The sequence below is a fragment of the Desulfosarcina ovata subsp. ovata genome (genome assembly GCF_009689005.1).
Taxonomy (GTDB): domain Bacteria; phylum Desulfobacterota; class Desulfobacteria; order Desulfobacterales; family Desulfosarcinaceae; genus Desulfosarcina; species Desulfosarcina ovata.
Map to the genome: position 1 here is coordinate 1,863,977 of NZ_AP021879.1, position 20,474 is coordinate 1,884,450.

The 20,474-nt window shown below is 40.7% G+C and carries 20 protein-coding genes and 1 pseudogene; 8 read left to right on the forward strand and 13 right to left on the reverse strand.

Going from position 1 to position 20,474, the window contains the following annotated elements:
- Positions 1 to 181: 181 nt before the first annotated feature.
- The 5 genes from GN112_RS08460 to GN112_RS08480 all read right to left on the reverse strand — a co-directional run bounded on the left by GN112_RS08460 (position 182) and on the right by GN112_RS08480 (position 3,891).
- Positions 182 to 424, reverse strand: coding sequence for a DUF4160 domain-containing protein (locus GN112_RS08460; RefSeq protein ID WP_155309807.1), 243 nt, complete (start codon positions 422 to 424; stop codon positions 182 to 184).
- A 329-nt stretch (positions 425 to 753) separates the two neighbouring features.
- On the reverse strand, positions 754 to 2,043 hold the full coding sequence (locus GN112_RS08465) for an IS701 family transposase (protein WP_155309808.1): 1,290 nt from the start codon (positions 2,041 to 2,043) through the stop codon (positions 754 to 756).
- Between the two features lie 187 nt (positions 2,044 to 2,230).
- Positions 2,231 to 3,166: a transposase gene (locus tag GN112_RS08470; protein WP_155309809.1), complete on the reverse strand. Its 936-nt coding sequence runs from the start codon at positions 3,164 to 3,166 to the stop codon at positions 2,231 to 2,233.
- 121 nt (positions 3,167 to 3,287) lie between these two features.
- Positions 3,288 to 3,626, reverse strand: a complete 339-nt coding sequence (locus GN112_RS08475; RefSeq protein WP_155309810.1) for a HepT-like ribonuclease domain-containing protein — start codon at positions 3,624 to 3,626, stop codon at positions 3,288 to 3,290.
- Entirely contained in the window at positions 3,616 to 3,891 is a 276-nt protein-coding gene (locus GN112_RS08480; protein ID WP_197743292.1) for a nucleotidyltransferase family protein, read from the reverse strand. Before GN112_RS08480 ends, GN112_RS08475 begins: the two co-directional genes overlap by 11 nt.
- Before the next feature lie 219 nt (positions 3,892 to 4,110).
- On the opposite strand from GN112_RS08480, the gene GN112_RS35185 reads away from it, so the two are divergent.
- Together GN112_RS35185 and GN112_RS08490 are read left to right on the forward strand one after the other, a co-directional pair.
- Positions 4,111 to 4,479 (forward strand): type II toxin-antitoxin system RelE family toxin, encoded by a 369-nt coding sequence (locus GN112_RS35185; RefSeq protein ID WP_197743293.1) that lies wholly within the window; start codon positions 4,111 to 4,113, stop codon positions 4,477 to 4,479.
- 171 nt (positions 4,480 to 4,650) lie between these two features.
- Positions 4,651 to 4,833, forward strand: coding sequence for a hypothetical protein (locus GN112_RS08490; RefSeq protein ID WP_155309812.1), 183 nt, complete (start codon positions 4,651 to 4,653; stop codon positions 4,831 to 4,833).
- A 140-nt stretch (positions 4,834 to 4,973) separates the two neighbouring features.
- Here GN112_RS08490 and GN112_RS33955 read toward each other — a convergent pair whose 3' ends face one another.
- Positions 4,974 to 5,243 carry a type II toxin-antitoxin system HicB family antitoxin gene (locus GN112_RS33955; protein WP_197743294.1) on the reverse strand — a complete coding sequence of 90 codons (270 nt, stop codon included), beginning with the start codon at positions 5,241 to 5,243 and terminating at the stop codon, positions 4,974 to 4,976.
- 114 nt (positions 5,244 to 5,357) lie between these two features.
- Complete coding sequence (locus GN112_RS08500; RefSeq protein ID WP_155308364.1) at positions 5,358 to 6,623, reverse strand: IS4 family transposase; 1,266 nt, start codon at positions 6,621 to 6,623, stop codon at positions 5,358 to 5,360.
- 659 nt (positions 6,624 to 7,282) lie between these two features.
- Between GN112_RS08500 and GN112_RS08505 the strand changes: the two genes are divergently transcribed.
- Positions 7,283 to 7,702 (forward strand): transposase, encoded by a 420-nt coding sequence (locus tag GN112_RS08505; RefSeq protein WP_269434896.1) that lies wholly within the window; start codon positions 7,283 to 7,285, stop codon positions 7,700 to 7,702.
- A 24-nt stretch (positions 7,703 to 7,726) separates the two neighbouring features.
- A pseudogene (locus tag GN112_RS08510) lies at positions 7,727 to 8,359 on the forward strand (IS1634 family transposase); the annotation flags it as partial.
- Positions 8,360 to 8,991: 632 nt separating this feature from the next.
- Here GN112_RS08510 and GN112_RS08515 read toward each other — a convergent pair.
- From GN112_RS08515 to GN112_RS08525, 3 genes are all read right to left on the reverse strand, one after another.
- Positions 8,992 to 9,138, reverse strand: coding sequence for a hypothetical protein (locus GN112_RS08515; RefSeq protein WP_155309814.1), 147 nt, complete (start codon positions 9,136 to 9,138; stop codon positions 8,992 to 8,994).
- 181 nt (positions 9,139 to 9,319) lie between these two features.
- A complete protein-coding gene (locus GN112_RS08520; RefSeq protein ID WP_155309815.1) occupies positions 9,320 to 10,417 on the reverse strand; it encodes a glycosyltransferase family 4 protein in 1,098 nt (365 codons plus the stop codon).
- Positions 10,418 to 10,470: 53 nt separating this feature from the next.
- A complete protein-coding gene (locus GN112_RS08525) occupies positions 10,471 to 11,517 on the reverse strand; it encodes a polysaccharide deacetylase family protein (protein ID WP_162458844.1) in 1,047 nt (348 codons plus the stop codon).
- 623 nt (positions 11,518 to 12,140) lie between these two features.
- Here GN112_RS08525 and GN112_RS08530 point away from each other — a divergent pair.
- Both GN112_RS08530 and GN112_RS08535 read left to right on the forward strand, forming a co-directional pair.
- Complete coding sequence (locus GN112_RS08530) at positions 12,141 to 13,004, forward strand: hypothetical protein (protein ID WP_155309817.1); 864 nt, start codon at positions 12,141 to 12,143, stop codon at positions 13,002 to 13,004.
- 133 nt (positions 13,005 to 13,137) lie between these two features.
- Positions 13,138 to 14,814, forward strand: a complete 1,677-nt coding sequence (locus GN112_RS08535) for an IS1634 family transposase (protein ID WP_155309818.1) — start codon at positions 13,138 to 13,140, stop codon at positions 14,812 to 14,814.
- A gap of 93 nt (positions 14,815 to 14,907) precedes the next feature.
- Here GN112_RS08535 and GN112_RS08540 read toward each other — a convergent pair whose 3' ends face one another.
- Positions 14,908 to 16,290 carry an IS4 family transposase gene (locus tag GN112_RS08540; protein WP_155309819.1) on the reverse strand — a complete coding sequence of 461 codons (1,383 nt, stop codon included), beginning with the start codon at positions 16,288 to 16,290 and terminating at the stop codon, positions 14,908 to 14,910.
- Positions 16,291 to 16,682: 392 nt separating this feature from the next.
- Here GN112_RS08540 and tnpA point away from each other — a divergent pair, with 392 nt between their 5' ends.
- Together tnpA and GN112_RS35190 are read left to right on the forward strand one after the other, a co-directional pair.
- A complete protein-coding gene (tnpA, locus tag GN112_RS34285) occupies positions 16,683 to 16,988 on the forward strand; it encodes an IS200/IS605 family transposase (protein ID WP_269434897.1) in 306 nt (101 codons plus the stop codon).
- Between the two features lie 155 nt (positions 16,989 to 17,143).
- Positions 17,144 to 17,404 (forward strand): transposase, encoded by a 261-nt coding sequence (locus GN112_RS35190; protein WP_414736142.1) that lies wholly within the window; start codon positions 17,144 to 17,146, stop codon positions 17,402 to 17,404.
- 190 nt (positions 17,405 to 17,594) lie between these two features.
- Here GN112_RS35190 and GN112_RS08555 read toward each other — a convergent pair whose 3' ends face one another.
- Positions 17,595 to 18,560, reverse strand: coding sequence for a glycosyltransferase family 2 protein (locus GN112_RS08555; RefSeq protein ID WP_155309820.1), 966 nt, complete (start codon positions 18,558 to 18,560; stop codon positions 17,595 to 17,597).
- A gap of 111 nt (positions 18,561 to 18,671) precedes the next feature.
- The gene (locus tag GN112_RS08560) at positions 18,672 to 20,360 is read right to left on the reverse strand and encodes a lipopolysaccharide biosynthesis protein (RefSeq protein ID WP_155309821.1); all 1,689 of its coding nucleotides are present in this window, start codon (positions 20,358 to 20,360) and stop codon (positions 18,672 to 18,674) included.
- Positions 20,361 to 20,474 lie beyond the last annotated feature (114 nt).

The following is a 20,474-nucleotide window of genomic DNA, read 5'->3' on the forward strand; positions in this document are numbered from 1 at the left end:
GAACCGCCTTACTTGACTTTCATAGGTTACCATATTCACAATTTTTAAGCATAATTTTCAGCTCGGTATCCGAGAGATACTTGTTACGTTTGTTGATGTCAAGTATAAAGTACCTGTCCCTATTTACTCCGTAAGCGTATCTTCGTCAATAAACACACTTACAGCATGTGGAACATCCATTTTAACTGCCAAAGTAGCCATTCCAGGCCTCCATCAATTCAATTTGGCGTTCTTTTACGATTTTCAAAATACGACCGATTTCGTATCGGATGAACCCGCCACTATTTTCAAGTCTGATTGGGTCAAGCCAGACTTTTGCAATATTATCATCCGCTTCGACATGTACATGTACATGCATAGGCTCAACACGGTCACCGGAATAAAAGAAAAAACGATATGGTCCATATCTGAATATTGTTGGCATTCCAAGCCCTTGTATAAAACTCTACATTCCCCATCGTACTCCGAACCGCCTTACTTGACTTTCATAGGTTACCATATTCGCAATTTATAATCATAATTTTCAGTCTTGGTATCCAGAGATACTTGTTACGTTTGTTGATGTCAAGTATAAAGTACCTGTCCCTATTTTTTTCCTACAACGACACTTATGTGTATTTGAAAATTTCACGCAAGCGCCTTTTTCGATGTGACAAATAAGCGCGATGGTTACGGGTTTGGATCCAAATGATCTTTTCAAGCAGGTTTTCAAGGGTGCGCGGCTTCATCGGTAAAATAACTTCAATAAGAGTTCTAAGCTGCGATAGCGTAATAGACGGTGCTTTTTTTTCCCATCCTGATTTTCAGGTGCCAGAGGAAAAAATGGGCCATCATGCACGTGAGTATATGGTGGTGCCATCCTGGAAATTTGCGTACCTCGTAGTGGTCCATACCCAGTTCGGTTTTGGTTTCTTCGAAACACTGTTCAATCGCCCAGCGTAAACCACTGAGCCAAACGAGCGTTTTTAGCCTCGTGCTTGACGAGGCGTTGCTAATGAAAAAGCTGTATTGCGGATCATCGCCCAAGGTTCTACGGATCAGCAGCCAGACTGTTTTCTGCGGTAGTCCGTCATATGACAGGATCACCCGACGGCGAGTAAACTCATAGACAATAGGCCCTTTGGTTCCTTCGGACACCTGTCGGCGATACCAGAAATAATCGTTTATATTTTTGGCCAGAGCCTCCACGGTCAGCGGCTTGCTGTCCTGGTCGACTAAAATGGTTTTGGTTCGGGTTTTGCCACCCCATTGATACGATTTGCTCATGGTCATCGGCCGTTTAAGCCAGCATCGCAAGTCTTTAGAAACGGAAACGAAATAGGTTTTGTCCGGCATCGATTCGACCGCTGCAATAAACTCCGGACTTTCTCCGTATATCGAGTCGGCCAACACATACTTGAACGGCAGTATGTTTTCTTTGCCGAGCTCGGTGAGCATTTCATCGGCCAGCTGGGGTTTGGTTTTAAAAACGGTGTCTTCCGGCAGTTTGCACTTTTTTCGACGGGTAGAGTAATCGTCGGCGAACCATTTCTCGGGAATGAACAGTCGCTTATCGACCAGTGCGTAACCATATTCGGAAACGTAACCTGTGAAAACACCAACCTGGCAGTTGTCGACCTTTCCTATGGTCCCGCAGTATTGTTTGGCGACGCCGATCGAGTCCTTGCCCTTTTTAAGAAAGCCGCTTTCATCGAAGATCATGGCCCCGTCTGAGCTGCCGAGATCGTCGTTGACAAAACTACGATACTTAGTCGTCATTTTCTTTTCGGCCCATGGCGCATCGCTTACAAAACGTTGTAATGCTCTGACATTACCGTCTTCAATGGATAGCGCTATAGGCTCGATGGATTTACGCTCCAGTGGACTGAATTGTCCAGCCATGTAATTAAAAAAGTGATCCCTGGATTCACTACGCTGGAAACAATCTTCGAATTGCTCGTGAAATCCTTTGAGTTCATTATTAAAATCATTAACGTCGCCTCTGCCGAGGTCGAACTTTGGAACCGGATAAAGATATTCGTCGCATCGCATGACTGGTAACATGGCCTGTCTCCTTTTTTATGGTTATTTCGTAGTATGACAGGCCTTGAGCATAATTTCAATCTATTGTTTTACTAAGTATCGTTGTAGGGTTAATTATAAATGAAGGTTTCAAATCTGATCATAATTCAAAATTTAAAACTAAAAATTCAAAATTATTGTTGTTGTGTCCGTCTGTGTTGGTCCATGGCTAAATTATTTCTGAAAGTCGCTTCAACGAAAAAACGCCATCCAACCCCTTCACGAACTTGGGCTTCTTCTCATGTTTGGATTGAAAGAGGTGCTTGAATTGCTGGTAAGTATTCGAAACATATTCCTTTGACCCAATGATCCCGGAATCCGTAAAATACCGCGTCCGGTATAAAAATCGGTCCGTACGACTGATCTCGAAGTCCCTTTTTTGCTCTCTGGTTACCACTTTTTCCGGTATTGTCTTCGTACAGGGCTTGCCATCGGTTGGTATCGCTCCAGTCTCATATACATATTCCCGGTAAAGCCGCACCCGCTCCTTCTCGCTTTTCACATTGAACGGCTTCAACCCGAAATCAGTCGACAAAAACCCATCCTTGTTACTGGTCTGGATATGATACCCGAGAGAATTCCAGCGATAATCCTCCGGACGTTCCACGATGCCGGCCCGTACCGGGTTGAGGTCAATGTAAGCCAGGCAATTGATGAGTGTCTCTCCCTCCTCCACAATCACACTTTTGAACCGGTCGCCCCAGAAATACCCCCGACGGCCGTGGCGCTTGTTATAAAAACGGGTAAAGTTGACTTTGATTTCGCGCATGAATTCGGAAAGGCTGGCAAGTTTTTGCCGGACAGACGGCAATTGTCCTTCCCAGGCCAAGGCCCTCTTTTCACCGTAATACCGTTCCAACCGTTCTTTCACAGCTTCGTCAGTAAATTCATGCTCAGGAAGCATCTTGACCAATAGGTGAAAATGATTGCCCATCAGCGCAAAACCATAGGCCTCGGTGAAAAACAGGCCCGCCATCCGCTTGATTAATTCAAGTAGATAATCCTTTTCAAACGCCTCCAATGGAAATCCATCCAGCGCTGTTCTGGACATCACATGATAAACCGCTGTCTGATCCTGTATAATCATCCGGGATACGCGTGGCATGCTTCCCTCCCATTCACTACCAACCAATCAAACTAATAGAACCAACTAAACTAAACAACAATGGCGATCAGCCATAAAAAATTATCTTGTCGGTGTTGTCTGGGGCAAAGCAAATATTTTCTTATTTACCAATGATTTGTCTTAATAACGGAAAGATAGGCGGCAGGTTATTTTTAATTGTTTCCCAGACAACATGCCGGTCTACTCCAAAATATTCATGGACCAAAATATTGCGCATGTCTCGCATGTCACGCCATGGGATATCTGTATGTTCTTCTATGAAATCATTCGGAAGATGTGCGGCAGCTTCTCCGATCGTAATGAAGTTTTTTATTACGGCATCAAAAGTTTTGCGATCCCGAACAAACTGATCGTAACTCATGCCTTTTGTATACTCAAAGACGTTATCAATTGCTTCGATAATATCGTAAACACGGAATTCCCTCGATCTATGCGGCACGAATAGCCCCTTTTAATATATCCGTTTTCATATTTTTATGAAGAGATTCTGGGGTGGCCAGATCGACATCGCAACCTAACACCTGGCTGAGTTCACGTCGTAAACGGATGAATTCGAACATTCCGATTCGGGCTGTTGGCTCAAATTCAACCAACAAATCAACATCACTGTCAGAAGTCCCCTCGTCTCGAGCAAACGAACCGAAAAGACTAATTGATTTGACATGATAATTTTTTAGAAGATGTCGCTGTTGTGATAGCTTCATCAGAACGAGATCCTTGTTCATCGGAAGAGGTCCCTTCATCCTTTTTTCTGAAGATTTATCACAGCAATCTCAAAGGAGCAAGAAAACGTGTTCCTGTCCTGTCAACGACAACCCACGATAACGGTGGTTTGTATTTCCGACCAATGACCCGAAATACAAAAGCATGCCACGCGAATCTCTACACACCTGAACTGAATCTCGATTCTGGCAGCGCTCCCTATGATAACTGCTAATTTCTCCTCTATTCCATTCATCTATATCGTATCCGTATTGAAGTCAAGTATAAAGTACCTGTCCCTTTTACTGTTGACTGACTACCGCATTTTCGAAACCGACCGGTTTCAAAAGGATCTGATACTTATCGCAAAATCAGGTGAATCAAAATTATATGAAAAACTAAAAGCTTATGTCTACCCTCAGCTAAAAAAGCATCCCCATTTCGGCACCAATATAAAAAAACTCAAAAACTATACGCCTCCAACGTGGCGCTATCGTATAGGCTCCTGGCGGTTTTTCTATGAAATTGACGAACAGGAAAATATTATTTTCATGATTGGTGCTCATCATCGCAGCCGAGCATATCGATAAGGCAATTTTGTCATGAATGAAGACCTGACCCCCGCTACTTTCTTTAGTTTCTTAAGGACGTCCCGCAATTCCCCCTTGCATCCTTCCCCCCCTTTGGGGGGGATAAAAGGGGGGGCATGTGCTATTGATCCGGTGCACATTTATTTTTTCAAATAAAAACGGAGAATAGCCATGCCCCACCCAGTATTGACGATTCTATTGGTTTTGAACAAAATTGCCAAGGAAAATCAGACCGGACCGATCGCCTGCCATTGGTGCAACAACCAGGTCAATATTATCAAATACGGCACCTACGAGCGCTATGGCTTTTCCGGCCAGCCGAGCATATCGATAAGGCAATTTTGTCATGAATGAAGACCTGACCCCAGCTACTTTCCAACTTTATTTAGTTTCTTAAGGACGTCCCGCAATTCCCCCCACGGCCAGGCAAGGGACAGCCTGCGGCTGAAAAAATCGTTGTAAATCGTTGGATTTTTTTAATTCCTTGCTGCCAATCACCCATCTACTAATTTCTTAAACCGCTCTTTTGGGCCCCCAAAACATCGGTTTAAGACCAAAAAACAGCCTATTTTTAGGCCTAAACCCGCACCAATTAAGCATCCAGCTTGGTCCGACCCCCGGTCGAACAGCATTTCTTGAGCCCCAAGTTTTAGGGATTCCAAGAGTTCCGATTTAGTTCTTTCCTGTGCATTTACGCCTGGAAGATCAATGAGCCAGCCAATCCACCAACCCTCTTTTTTTTTTACAACTGCTCGATATTTCATCGATACTACCTCACAAATGGTATGCCAAGGTCTTTACAAATCTTACGCGCCAATTCATCAACGATTTCATTATGCCTGGGAATTTGAGTCTTGAACCAATACTGTTCGGCACATTCATTGATAAGAGTATTGAGCAATAACTTTGGCGATATTCACATCAAATATTTCTAACAAATTATTTTTTACTGCTAATAACCAGTGAAGACCAATTTTATAAAACTGTTTTAATTTTTCTCCAAGAAGAGTTACTAACCCGCAAACATATGGTCTTTTTGCATTTGAATTGGAGCATGAAGATGAAGTTAGCAAGGTTTCGTTCTTATTATTTTCTTCAGATTCATGCTCATCTTTTTCATTTTCTCTGCTTATTATTTCCGTATCTTGTTTGAATGATAATAACAATAGATAAGCAATCATATACAAGTAGAATTGTATCTGTACGCCATGAGGAGATTGGCTCATTAAGTGAATTCCCTTGAAGGTTCTTTTTATGAAGCGAAAAAAAAGTTCCACTTGCCACCTGTAAGCGTAAAGCATTATAATTTCGTAAGTTGTCAAATCATTTCTGTTTGTGATCAAAATGTAGTTTTCGCCCATAGCCGTAAAGCTAACAATACGATAACTTGCTTTGTTTTCATCGCTATTGAATATTATATTTGAATCTGTGATGTCACTGAAAAATTTCAAGAATGTATCCGGTACGGTGGCAGTGAGACACTCTTTTACAGTGTACGTCATATTCGACTTTCCGCGAATAATAAAAAATGCATTGCTGTCGGATATCTGCTTGAACAGATTGAAAGCGATATAGCCTCGATCACAGACATATGTAATGCCTTCGCGAAGAATTTGCTTAACAAATTCTTTTTCGGAAAAGTTACCTTCCGTACTGATAAATTCGGTTGGAATCATTCGGTTGAGTTCAAAAGATAAATGCATTTTGATCGCATTAGCGGTTTTCTTGTAACAAGCCCATGCCATATTGGAAATGGCCGGAAAAAGCGAACCATCTACAATTAGCATTTTTCCAAGATGACTGATTTCCGGAATTTTATGCAAATCCAATTCTTTTACCAACTGATGGAATATATCTTTAAATATTTCTGGGGGATAACGATTAAACGCTTCATTATACATAGACTTCGATGCGACGACCAATCCTAATGCCTTAGCAGTTGGTGATGTTTTGATCTCAGTGACGATTTGTCCAACGCTTTTAATTCTGGTTATTATTCCAAAAAGCAAATTTGTGGTGAACGATGATAATGAAAGCTTGTAAGTGTCCAAATCATTATGGAGACTATTTTGATTAACCTCAATCAATGGTAGCACCGGTGATAGAATTGTTTGAAAAACATTTTTGTCGATGTGTTCGCTCATGGAGACCTCCTGATTAATTAATTGTACCCACCATGATTAAAACACAAAGCGATCTTTTTGTCCAGTGCTATTTTTTATTTTAATAACAGGATGTTATGGCAATATATATGCCGAACAGTATTGGTCTTGAACATACCTTTTTGATAAATTGTATGGCGGCTCCCTTCACGTAAAAGAGAGGCACCATTTTTTTTGAGGTGCTTTATTAATTGGTGTCTCTTCATCCTATATCATAGGCTGTCACATAAAAAGTCCGGTAATGTTTTGAGTGAATGATCTTCAACTCTCCCATGTTTTGCACAGGAATGAACATAGCCGGCGCATTCCTGTCCTCTGATGGTTCTTTTTCAAAAAGATTAATCACAAATAATGGAATATGTAAAGAATGAAGACCTGCCCCTGTTGCTTGAAATTTGTCCGTGTTCGTCTGTGTGTGTCCGTGGCTAATCCGCAAAGGGTCGCTCCGTCAGACCCACCGAAGGGGCATTTGAACTGAGGGAAGAACAATCCGCCTATAATTCGATTTTTGGCCTTAAAAATCGCGATATAGACCCTAAATAAGGCATCATTTTAAACTTTTCCGATTTAATTCCAGTTATTTGACTTGGCCCGTCCCCAATTTCACGCTAAAATCAAAAGAAAAACGCTCAGACTGTCCCTTGGTAACTTTGGCTTTAGTTTTGGACAGTAGCGGCTTTCCAAGAAGAAGTAAAATATTTTCCGGAAACGTTAGTGAGCCATCAACACTGGAAGAAATGATTTCAAGTTTGAATAAACCATCAGAAAGTTCATTAGAAGACGATAAGCAGATGAGTGTTTTTGATAAAAAGAAACCAGTCGTCGTAATGGATGCCGGGATAGCAACAAACGATAATGTACAATGGTTGCAGGCGAATCATTACCGATACCTTGTTGTCAGCAGGAAAAGACATAGAGAATTTAATCATGATAAAGCTGTTGAAGTAAAAAGAGATAAGGATTACATTGTTAAAGCGTACAAAAAATATGTCAAGGAAACAGAAGAGACTGAAATTTATTGTCATTCAAGTGAGCGAGCAAAAAAGGATCAGAGCATTTAAAATCGATTTTCAGAAAGATTTGAAGCAGACTTAAAATCATTGAACGATGGTTTAAATCAAAAAGGTCGGCTAAAGATTTATGAGAAGGTTGTTGAAAAAGTAGGACGGCTGAAACAAAAATATACCAAAGCTGCTAAAAATTATGAGATTACCATCCATAAAGATAAAGGATCAAAGAAGGCGACAAAGATTACCTGGAAGATAAAAAAAAATTCTGATTCTTCAGATTCAAATCCAGGCGTTTATTGTTTGAGAACAAACTTGAACGATCTGGATGAAACTATTCTTTGGCGTACATATACGATGTTGACTGATCTTGAAGCTGTATTTCGAAGTTTAAAATCGGAGTTGGGTTTACGGCCGGTGTTTCATCAAATAACGAGGAGAGTAAAAGGACATCTCTTTATCACATTATTAGCTTATCACCACGTTCATACAATCAGGTTTAGACTTAAAGAAAATGGGATTCATACAAGTTGGTCCGATTTGAGAAAAGAATTAGACGGCCAAAATCGAACAACAGCAGTAATGAGAAGTAAAAATGGCGAGATAATACATGTTAGAAAAAGCACAAAAGCAGAGTCTCGTCAGCTAAAAATTTATGATGCACTGGGTGTACCTCATAGTCCAGGAAAAGTGGTGAAATATGAGGTATAAAAAATAAGTAGTGCCATAAACGCCTTAGCGTATGACTCAACTATTAGAAATTACAGTAAATATTAAATTCAAGCGGAAAAGATGGGTTAAGGACGTCCCGCAATTCCCGCTTTTCTCGCATTTCCAGCTATGCCCTATGAGCAATCAGCTTTTTTTCTTGAATCCTGGAATCCTTGAACCCGTTTCCATCACCTACCACCCTTTATCCCTTCCCATACACCCAGTATATTTCCGAATACAAAATTCAACTTAATTTTGGCGAAGCCAACCGTCCCTTATCTTCTTTGCGATCTCTGCGGCTTTGCGTGAGGCAATTGGTTTCTGATCTTGTCAAGAATGAAGACCTGACCCCCGCTACTTTCTTTAGTTTCTTAAGGACGTCCCGCAATTGCTTCGGCCAGGCAAGGGACAGCCTGCGGCTGAAAAAATCGTTGTAAATCGTTGGATTTTTTTAATTCCTTGCTGCCAATCACCCATCTGCTAATTTCTTAAACCGCTCTTTTGGGCCCCCAAAACATCGGTTTAAGACCAAAAAACAGCCTATTTTTAGGCCTAAACCCGCACCAATTAAGCATCCAGCTTGGCGACCCCGGTCGCTACAACCCCGGTCGCTACAGATATTTATTGTCTTTTCAGTATGTTTGCTTGGTGCGACCCCACAAAAAATTGGGATCGTCTATGGCCTGGGCAAAGCGTTTGATGTCTTTTTCGGTTACATCATAACTACGAACTGTTTGAATACCGATCCGTCCAATTGCAGCTGATGGGATTTTATTCATTCAATCTGCCTTTCAAAGTGCTATTTGCTCCAAATCCAAGTCTTAGTTTTGGACATTATCTCGGACCTAAATTACTATCCTGAACCAAATTTGCACACAGGAGTGAAAAAAGTTGTACCATTCAGGGGCAAGTGGTGTATTGAAAAGGCTGTCAATCCAAAAAAAATCTGCGAGCGCAGGGTTAGCTCGGTCTCTCCGCCAATTGGCGATACAATTCATAATATTGTTGAGCCATATGCTCAGCAGAAAACCGTTGTTCGACCTTTTTTCTTGCCGCCAGTCCCATTTTCATACGCAGTTCAAAATTTTGCAGCAACAATATTTTTTCTGCAAAATCCTCCGGCTTCCGGGTTGGGATCAGAAAGCCGTCAATGCCATCATCAATAATTTCGACGATTCCACCAACTTTGGGAGCCACAACAGGCAAACCATGGGACATGGCCTCCAATATGCTCATGGGGATACCTTCGTGTACGGATGTGTTGATATAAATATCCAAACCTCTATAGAACGGCGCCATATCATGTTGATGACCGCGTAGATGGAATGCACCATCAAGTGAGTATTTTGAAATTTGAGTTTCCAATTTGGGTCGTTCAGGGCCGTCTCCTGCGATTTCAAAGCGAATATTTTTATCGCGATTTGTAACGCACTTGGCGATCTCAACTAATAAAGTATAATCTTTGACAGGAAAAAATCGCCCGGCCGATCCTGCCACAGAATATTGTCGAGTCGTTGGCAATTGATATGGCGGCAACTTTATACCGTTATGCAGGATACAGACGTTTTTCGGGTTAGCCCTGCAATCATTGATAAAAAAGCCACTGATGTTTTTAGAAACCCCCACCAGAGAATTAAATTGATGCCCAAGGAGATATTGATTTATTCTGGATTTAATCCGCGCCCCGATTCCCTGACGCACTGTGGATTCGGACATGCCATGTTGAGTCGTTATCAAGACAGCTTTATTCCCAACTCCTCCAGCTAAAAATGCAAGAAGATTTTCTTTATAGCGATGTGCATGAATGATATCAGGTGCATTTGATTTTATTAGGTTACGTGTTTTCCAGAAAAGTGGAATAAAAGTATGTTTGCTTTCATCAATAATATCAACATGGACACCCAAAGAACGAATTTCTGCTGCGAGCCGATTCTCATTGAGTAGCAATACCGAAAGCTCCACATCACGATAGCGTCGTAACTGCCCAATAAGTTGCCAAATCATTACCTCGGCGCCAGCCCATAGGTCTCCCGAGGCTATTGTCGTGACTTTCAGCATATTAATTTTTTCAAGCAACTGCAGTATAAAGTTTTCAACATCATATCGCGCACTTAAAAAATACCTGCAATGCGGCAACCAAACATAGCCGGCGTTGAAGTTATGTCCTGGTGTATGCCGATACGTTTCAATTTAAAGCAATTCGAACCAATTCGATTCCAGCCTTTTTCTGTTGTAACTGCCAAGTGATATCCTGCCTTTTTTACCATTTGCAATATTTGCTCATCGTAATTTCCATTGGGATAACAAAATGGTATAAAAGATTCATCCACAACCTTTTTTTCAAGCAATATTCTCTTTGATTCGGTTAACTCCATTTCAATTTCATTTTGGCTGCAGTTGGTAAGAATAGGGTGTTTGTGCGTGTGTGACCCTATGGTAATTAATCCTGAGTTTTTCATTTCTTCTATTTGTTCCCAATTCACAAACGGCATACCTGATGGTGAAGAAGAAATACCAAACCTTAAAGAAATTTCTTTAATGGTAGATTCAATTTTTTCAATTGACTCAATTTTAAGTCGCTCAATGCTCTTTTCGATGCGATTTGAAATAGCTCCATCTATCGAAAGGATTTCATTTACCAAGTTATTTATTGGGATAGCCTTTTTCTCATTAATTTTATAATCCTCTACCTGACAAAGAAGAAAAGATAGCCGATCAGTCCAAAACCATTTTTTTTTGCCAATGAATGCGGTCGGAACAAAGAGAGTAGCGGGGATATTATGTTCTTTTAAAATAGGAAAGGCATTATGGTAGAAGTCAATCCAACCATCGTCAAATGTTAAGCAACAACAGGGTTGAGGATTATAAACAGAAGCTTTTTGATTATAGCTTTGATAAGAAAGAAGAGTTCTTAAAGGCTTTATACTACAAATCTCTTTAATAGTTCTTAAATTTTCTTCAAAAGTTTGGGGGGTTACATACATGCCACTCTGCAAGTATGCCCCGACCTCTTCCTTTTTTATAATTCGATGGTACATTAAAATAATCGATCCATTATTTTTTAATGTGGCACACTTTCTTTGCCAATATTTTAGAGCATTTAAAATGTTGACTGTAGAATTTTTTGAAATTGATTTTAATTTGGATGTAAAATTCATTAAAACATAATCCATAACAACGTAATTTTAGCAATAAGGTTGAGTTGCCTAAAAGTATAGCGACTCTGTATACAAAATTATCTTTAGCAAATTTTCATCTATTACCGACAACCTGCTTAGCGGGTGGTTTGATGAAGCCCCATCCGAGGAGGGCGATGTTGTTGGGAAAGCCCTTTTTGGTTGCTTGGGCATAGCCCAAGGCTTAATTTACTGCAACTATGCCAAATAGTACCTGGTCATTGGTTTTGTATATAATTTTCTTAGGGTTACGAAGCTAAATGGAGCTCAAATTGCCTCATTAATTGAATTCTTCCTATTTTGCATACCTTAAAGGTGGGGTTCATGCTTCTAAGGAGGCATTTCTTCAACTTTGCAAACCGCATTGCAATGTTTAGGCATTTATCATTGCCAAAGCATATGGGATAAGTTAGTTGGCATTCATTATGCATACTTGGTATTTCAAAAAGGATATTGAGCTATTTAAAACATTCACTTATAGCCTATGTCTTTTTTGTGGAGGATGCGATATTTAAAAGAAATTTTAATTTACGGCATATATTTTGCTTATCCCTATTAAGAACACAATGCATCTCCAATCTAAACACCAGCAAAAGGAGTTTATAGTGGCAAAAATATTTAAAATTTTTCTCGCAACCTGCATTTTCTGCCTATTCACGGGGCTGGCATTTGGCAAAACACTTTTTTCGGATAGCCTGAATTGGTCAGGAAGCGATTTTAATGGTTCTGGTGGATGGCAATACGTTAACTTTGAAAAACTTTCAACGGGTGGTGTAAACAATAGCGGCTGTATGCGCGACTATGGCACGGGAGGAAAAGCGTATATAGACATTGAAGGTTTAGGCAATTATTTAGAACTTTATATTCGATTCTACGCAAAAGTTGAGAAAAGCACAGCTGGACAGAAGTGGTTAAAAATATTTGGGCAAAGAGCGGATGGAGATAGTAGTACATATGCAAATGTTACTTTTGGCAGAGTGTATGAAACTGGATATCTTAAGCAAATAAGCTATGGTGCCTCGGGAGCGGCGAGAGACACATCCAATGTTGAAGATTATAATTTATCTGGTTTATTTTTCCCCAGTTCTGAATGGACTTGTTATGAGTATCACATCAAATTTGCCCAAGCCCCGGAATGGAATAACGGTATCTTTGAAGCATGGGTTGATGGGGTAAAAGTTGCTGCGCATTACAATATTAACAACAGGGGCACTGAGCAGTCAGGGCTTTATATTGATGAGATTAATTTTGATGGGTACGGACAGTCCTCAGACTCAGCTATTGGATATCGATATATCGATGAAGTTGTTGTTTCAACGGAACCCATCGGAACTTTGGATAGTGATCAATCTAATACTTCCTCACTCACAGCTCCCGAAAATTTTAGGGTTCAAGAATTAAATCTTACATTTCGCACGAGTGAAACGGTAATTACCAAGTTTATTGCTCAAGGCGGGGCAAGTCTATAACATATTGAAAAAATAGATTAAATAAGCACTGGACAATTCCGGCCTCATCTGTTATGCATACAATGTATGAGGCTGGCAAAATGATTCCTTCATCTATATCCAAGCGCCTCATAACCGAGACTACGGAGGCGTTATGGAGCAATTTGAAACTCGATTCAAGCAAGTTGATGTATTGCCAATGGTCAAGTATTTCATGGATCAGCTTGACCTTTTCAACCTTTTTTCAAAGTATGTTCCGGCATCCGACGGAAGTCTTGCGGAGCATGCGCAAAGCTTGTGTATCTTAATCGCCAACATCATCTGTGACAACAAACCACTATACAAGATTCAAGAATGGTTGTGCCAATATACAGATGGACTTGTAACAGAACCGGTCGAGCCAAATTTTTTTAACGATGATCGTCTTGCCAGGGCACTATCAGCATTATTTCATGCAGACCGCCATACGCTGATGACCGAGGCTTCTTGCAATGCCATATCGGTACACCAGTTACTTACGGAGGAAATACATAATGATAGCACATCCGTGACTTTCATCGGCAAATACGAAACTCCCGATCCGGAAGCGGTCAAGCTTAAGCATGGGCACAACAAGGATTTTCGACCCGATTGCAAACAAGTTGTATTTGGTCTGAATATCACGGCGGACGGACATGTTCCACTCAGTTATCAGCTATTTGACGGGAATACGACCGATGATGTGACCCATATTCCCAACTGGAACGGCCTGCGCACATTGTTGGGAAAAGAGGATTTCATTTACATCGCCGACTGCAAGTTGAAAACCGAAAAGAATCTAAAGCACATCGCTGGTGAAGGAGGGCTGTTTATCACCATCGTTCCGAAGAATCACAAGGAATACATCCAGTTCATCAAATATCTGAAAAAAAACGAAGTGCCTTGGGAAGACGCCGTTAGCGTTGAAAACTCACGGAAGAAAGGTGAGTTTACCGTTTACCGCACCTATGAGACCGAACTGACCGAAGAAGGCTTTCGGGTCATTTTTGTTCACAGCAGTTCCAAACAAAAAGAGGACGAAGCCAAAAGACAGAAAAAGATCGATAAGGCCATTGAACAGTTAGAAAGCCTGTCACCTAAACTCAATGCGTATCATTTGAAAACCAAAAGGGAAATCAAGGCCGCTATCGATAAGATTGTCAAGGATGTTAAAGAGTTTGTAGAGGTCCGGATAGTAACCGATCGCAAACAGATCAAGGTGAAAGTATCTCCCGGCAGACCGTCTCCACAAAGCATCTACAAAAATAAATGGAAATATACCCACCGCATTGAGTGGCAGTTAAACGAACAATCTCTTACCGAAGCATCGCGAACTGATGGCGTTTTTCCCTTGATTACTAATACGCAGCTTGAAGCCAGTGAGGTATTAGGAAAATATAAAAACCAACCATTCCTTGAAAAACGGATGTATACCAAAAAATCGATTCTGGAAGTAGCGCCTGTTTTTTTAAAAAAGGAGCACCGTATTGAAGCCATGCTCTTTTTATATTTTATAGCCTTGATGATTGTGTCCCTTATCGAACGAAAGATACGGATGAATATGACAGCCGAGGAGATAGACAAGCTGCCCATATTACCCCAAGGGATGAATACAAAAAAGCCGACTTGGAATAACATCCGTTATTTCTATCGTAATGTCCACTTCTCGCAGATAATCCGGAATGGCGTATGTATACAATCAGTGGTGAAGGGAATCGGTGACATGCACAAACTTATCAACCGGTTGTTGGAGATACCCGAGGCGATCTACAATTATCTTCAAGATGGCTGGTGGCAATTTAAAGCTACCTGATTGATTTTAAAAAACAAAAACATAAGAAAATTAAAAAATTATTCGCCCGCCATGCGAAATGTAAGTTAAATTAAATGAAATCATATCTATTAACTAAAGTTTCGCAGTAACCCATCGACTTTGTTCAGCGATGAGATCTTCTATGATATCAATAAAATGAAAAAGCAAATCAGGTTCGATACGGTACGAAAGTATATCGCTTGACTTAAAAATTAGTTCTTTGACACGGTCCCAGACGGCACGGCTGAACATCCACAATGACTGATTATCCGACGTTTGCCGAAACAGCGGACCAACGCAGGCGTTCAGCCCGTGTTTTATCTGGATGTAGACCAATAGCAGATACCGGATCATTACCAGGCTCTGGCTGGCAATCAAAGCGTCAAACGTATTGCTCTGCTCTTTTCCCATGTAAAGCATCTGCTTGGCATCTTTAAAGTATACTTCGATGGACCAACGGCGGGCGTAATAGTCAAGAATCCGGGATGGCTCCAGGTCGGTATCAGTGCAAAGCAGGGCCTGCCACTGTTTGCGACCATCGGAAACGAACAACACCCGAACCGAGCCGGTCTTTTTCAACGTGACGTCGAGGCTTACGCCCTTAATCGTGCGATCCTTGATCCAGACGGTCTGTTTTTTGGCGACCTGTTGCCATAGTTGTTTGAGCGTGTATGCGCCGCCTTGATAACCGTATTTGACCCGGTTGCGCTTTAATCGGCAGATGACGCCATAACCGACATCGACGATGCGATGGATGATATCGTCGTGGGCAAACCAGCTGTCGAACAAGACGAAGCTGGCATCAATGCCCGACCTCCAGGCTCTGTCGAGCATCTGAACCAGAACGTCGGTTTTTTTACTCAGCGCTTCCTTACGTCGCTTCCAGCCATTGGTACGCTTGTCGATATCCCGCATATCGGTGTTGGGCCGGTGACTGGATGTATGGAAGGCACCATCGATAGGAAAAAAATGCAACCCGTCATGAAAGCCCAATTGCAGATACTGGTTGCCAAGAATGGAACGCCTGACTTTGTGATCGAAATGATAGCTGACCAATTCGATCTCTTTGCCCGATTTGGGACAGATGGAATCATCGGCGATCAACACTTTTTCTTTCAAGGGGACTTTTTTACTCATGGCAATGATCTTTGATGCCAGCAACTGGACCAGTTTGCGCCAGTTGAAACGTTCATTGTTCAAGAACCGATAGAACGTGTCTTTATGGGCCTGGACGTAATTTTGCAGATAGCCGCCATTACAGAAACTGCAGAGGCTTCGCTTGAGAAAAGGCAGTAGCACGAAAACAAATATGAGCGAGAGTGTTTCATAGCCTCTTTTTTTGGTGATGTTGCTTTGTCGGGCCAATGAACGGAACTTGAGTTCGGTAAACGCACGATTGAGTTCACGGTCGTCAATGATCCGGCCCGAATCAGATTGTTTTTGCAAGGAGAGGGAAAATGTATTAGGGTAATTCATAGCGGTTCTTTCTTTAGTGATATTAGGTGTTTGGCGATGTCTAATATCGCTAAATTCAGAGCCGCTTTTCAATTATTTTTTCTAATATTTTCGGATTATTATCCCTCTAAAATGTCCAGATTTTAACTGCGAAACTTCAGTCTATTAATTAACTCTGGCATTAAGCCACCACTTTTAGTGGTGGACGCGGAAAGGTTCTACCTATCCCGCGAGAAATAAAATAGGTTCTTCCACCGGGAAAGCCCCGTAGGGACTTAAAGGAGGAAGAACCTATTTATGATTGGAAAAGTTTATCGCATGTGCGTTGGGATTGTAAATACCATTTGGTAATCGCCCCGAAGTACCGGAAATGAAATCTGTACAGCAAATTCAAACGTTTAGTCGGATAGACATTGAAGGATCTGTGCCGCCAAAGAGGGATCGAAATGCTGGAGGGTACATTAAAGTGCGACCACGTGCACATGTGTCTGAGCATCCCTCCCAAATATAGCATCGCCTTCACGATCGGCTTTTTGAAAGGCAAAAGTGCCGTACGCATCCACCAGTATATGCATCGCAAAGGGCAGCCGACACCGAAGAGCTTTTGGTCTCGCGGATACTGTGTAAGCACAGTGGGTTTAGATGCAGAAACCATACGGACCTATATTCGCCAGCAAGAGGCATTTGAGAAGCAACAAATGGAGCTGGATTTCGAATAGGTAATTGAAACCAAGCCCCAACGGGGCTTTCCCAACGTTAACGCCCCTTCAAGGGGGCAACCTGATACCACCTGCTATGCAGGTGGAGAACGTCATTGACAAGGGCCAAGACATCAGTTAGCTCTTAACGGTTCGAAGGGTCAGCACAAAATGAAATCGAGCTTTTCTTTCTGCCATCATATTCACCGGAGTTGAATCCGGACGAATATCTCAACTGCGATCTGAAAGGTGGCGTCCATTCCGGTGTTCCTGCCAGAACAAAAAAAGAACTGAAACGTAAAGCCATTTCACATTTGAAAAAACTGCAAAAGTTGCCTGGATGGCACTGGTTCAGTTCAATAGGTGATCCAATAATATCAATATGTTATAACAGACCTGAAAAACCAGCCGTATTGAATATAACCATCTGTTATTAAAAGGGATAATTGTACACCCTTGGCTAAATTACCTATTGAACTGAACCAGTGCCGCCTGGATGGGTCATGAAATATTTCAAACATCCAAAGATCGCCTATGCTGCTTAAAGCTTGTCTATTTAATTGCCGGGTTAATACTTTCCAGTTTTTTGGGGCTATCGCCTTATGCCAACCCTTTTAGGGGTGTTTGTTAACTGCATCCGGCGTTATTCCTGCTTCTCTGGATGCTTTTCTTATTAATAGAAGCTATCGCCTTCCAGAGCGAAGCGAAACGTGCTACAAGGTAAACAAAACTAACAATCATATTGTATGGAATACAGCTTATAAGGTGGCTCCTATGCTTTGAGATGACAAACGTGACACATGTTATGAACATTGAATAAGCTATTAATAAATAGAAATTTTTAAAAAAAAGATAGCCTATCAATGTCACCAGCAAAAATATACTATTGAATGTTGCAAGAATTGCAGGTTTTGATGAAAAAAAGGCTTGATAGTCTTGGAAATCACCAATACCATGCCACATTTCTCTCTTGAAGAAATCATAAAGTTTAGTGGGAAATCCGTAGTGGATTGTGTAAAAATTTGGATTGATTTTTATGATCGAACCGAAATTTATAGCTCTCACACAAAAGTCGTAATCCTCTCCAGTTATCAGCTTGGGATCAAATCCGTTAATTTTTTCAAATAAAGAACGAGTTACTATTAAATTCCCAGAATTAATATAGTTACTACCGATCCTTCTGCCAGAAAACCAGCATTTTTCTAGCAAAGATTGATTACTGGAAACGTTGACAGGACTACCTGTTATGATGTATTTTTTTGTATTACTTTCAACAAATTTTATCAACTCATTCATCCATCTTTTGGTAATAAGCACATCAGCATCTAGGAATACGATATATTGACCTTTTAAGAGCCCGGCACCATAATTCCTAACTTCTGCGACTGAACATTCAGTTTTCATAACAACGGAAACATTATTTTTCTCTACAATTTCCATACTGTTGTCAGTAGAACCGTTATCAACAACGACAACATTATATTTAAAAGGAACGTTTTTAAAAAGATCTTTAATAGAACCTAAAGTTAGATTGATTATTTCGCTCTCATTATAGCAAGGAATAATAATATCAATGCATTTCTCTTGATACATGTAATAACCTCAACTTTTATGATGGCGGTGATCCTTAAAAATCACCGACCACCCGCAGAGCGGCAGCTCTGAAAATTACCATTTATGGATCGACACTAATTAGGGGAAGACTCACCCTTTTATTATTTTATGAAGCTGTAAAGCTTCTCTTACCATAGAAAACAACTCCTTTAAAAACAAGATACCTTCTGGGAGCATACTTATAATTAATGCATAAGCAATCATATAACCTGGCGAAATTATAATAATTTTAATAAATGGATTCAAATCGTTAATGCTGAAAAAATAAATAATAAACAATGTAACGAAATAAGATCCAAAAGATGCTATAGCTGGTCGCCAAATAGATGCAACCAGATCCTTTTTTCTTAGATAGCTATTATTTAATGCGACATTTAGAATTATTAACAAAACAATTATTTGGGATAAACTTACTGACCACGCAATATATATTGGCCCAAAATTTACAGCTATAGCGATAGAAGTACAGACTATTATAGACCCCAAGAATTCGATTCTCATTTGTTCTTTGACGCGCCCCATTGAGATAAATATTGTGTTTCCCGAAATATCTAAAAGGCCCGCTAAACCAGCGGGAATTAAAGCGATAAAAATGGGGATAGCGCCAATCCATTGTTTACCAAGTAAAGCTATTACAATATCTTTAGCAAGCAGCGCACAACATCCGATTATTGGAAACCCAAAAAAAACTAAGACTTCAATAAACTTGCAATAATACCGTCTGAAATGCTCTGGATTGTATTGTAATCTGCTTAATGCTGGAACTGCAATCGCGCTTAAAGGGTCGTTTATCTGTCTTATGGGTAACATCATTAGACTATATGCTTTTGTATATAAAGCAAGCGGACCAGGGCCATAGACCGCTCCGATTAGAACATCATCCAATTGCCTCCTTGAAAAGTCTAGTATTCTAGACATTGTCAGGTTGCCGCCGAAAGCAATCAAATCTCTAACTTCAGAGAAATTCTTTGGCCTACTTGGTCTCCAAGCGCAGAAAAACCACAATAATAATAAGTATGTTGTTGCTTGAGCCAATGAGATAATGACTAATGCCCAATACCCCAACCCATTGAAGGCACTATAAAGACCAAATAGAATACCTGATAAACGTGCGGCCAAGGACAAAAAGGCCAAAGTGCTAAATTTCATTTGCCTACGTAAAAGGGCTTGATGCTGAATGGTTAGGCCGCTTAGCAACACTATAATTGCTGATACAATTGTAATATTAATTAGCTTTGGCTCTCCGTAGAACCATGCTACAATTGGAGATGTTACCACTATTATTAGACACAAAACGATGCTAATTCCAACGTTAATCCAAAACAAAGCACTTACCTGTTCATGAGTAATATCTTCCTTTTGTACCGTAGCTATCGTTAAACCAGCCTCCTTAAAAAAATGGGCTAATCCCAGAACAGTTGTTGACATTGCAACAAGGCCAAAGTCCTTTGGAGCAAGTATCCTAGCCAAAACTGCTACTGAAGCTATTTGTAATACAAATTCGATGCTTTGTCTGGTAACAGTAGCGATACCACCTTTTACAGACTTTTCCTTTAAATCATCTCTTAAGTGCCCAGCATATATAAATTTATTCATCTTCTCGTTAGTAGTAGAATTTGTAGACATAAATGCAATTCCGTTTCTATATGAGACCTTTGCACACCTTATGAGTGCTTGGATGCCAGCTCGAGCAGCCGTTCCCACCTGCTGCGCCTGTATATTCGAGACCTTTGCACAACCTATGAAAAATTGACTGTCAGTTCGAACTGCCGCTTCCACCCGCTGGACCTTTCAATTCAATTTAACATTAAATATCAGTGCGTTATCGTAATTTACTTTTGCTTTTTAATATCGCTTGTGATACATATCTTTCAACATTTCATATAGTAGGAG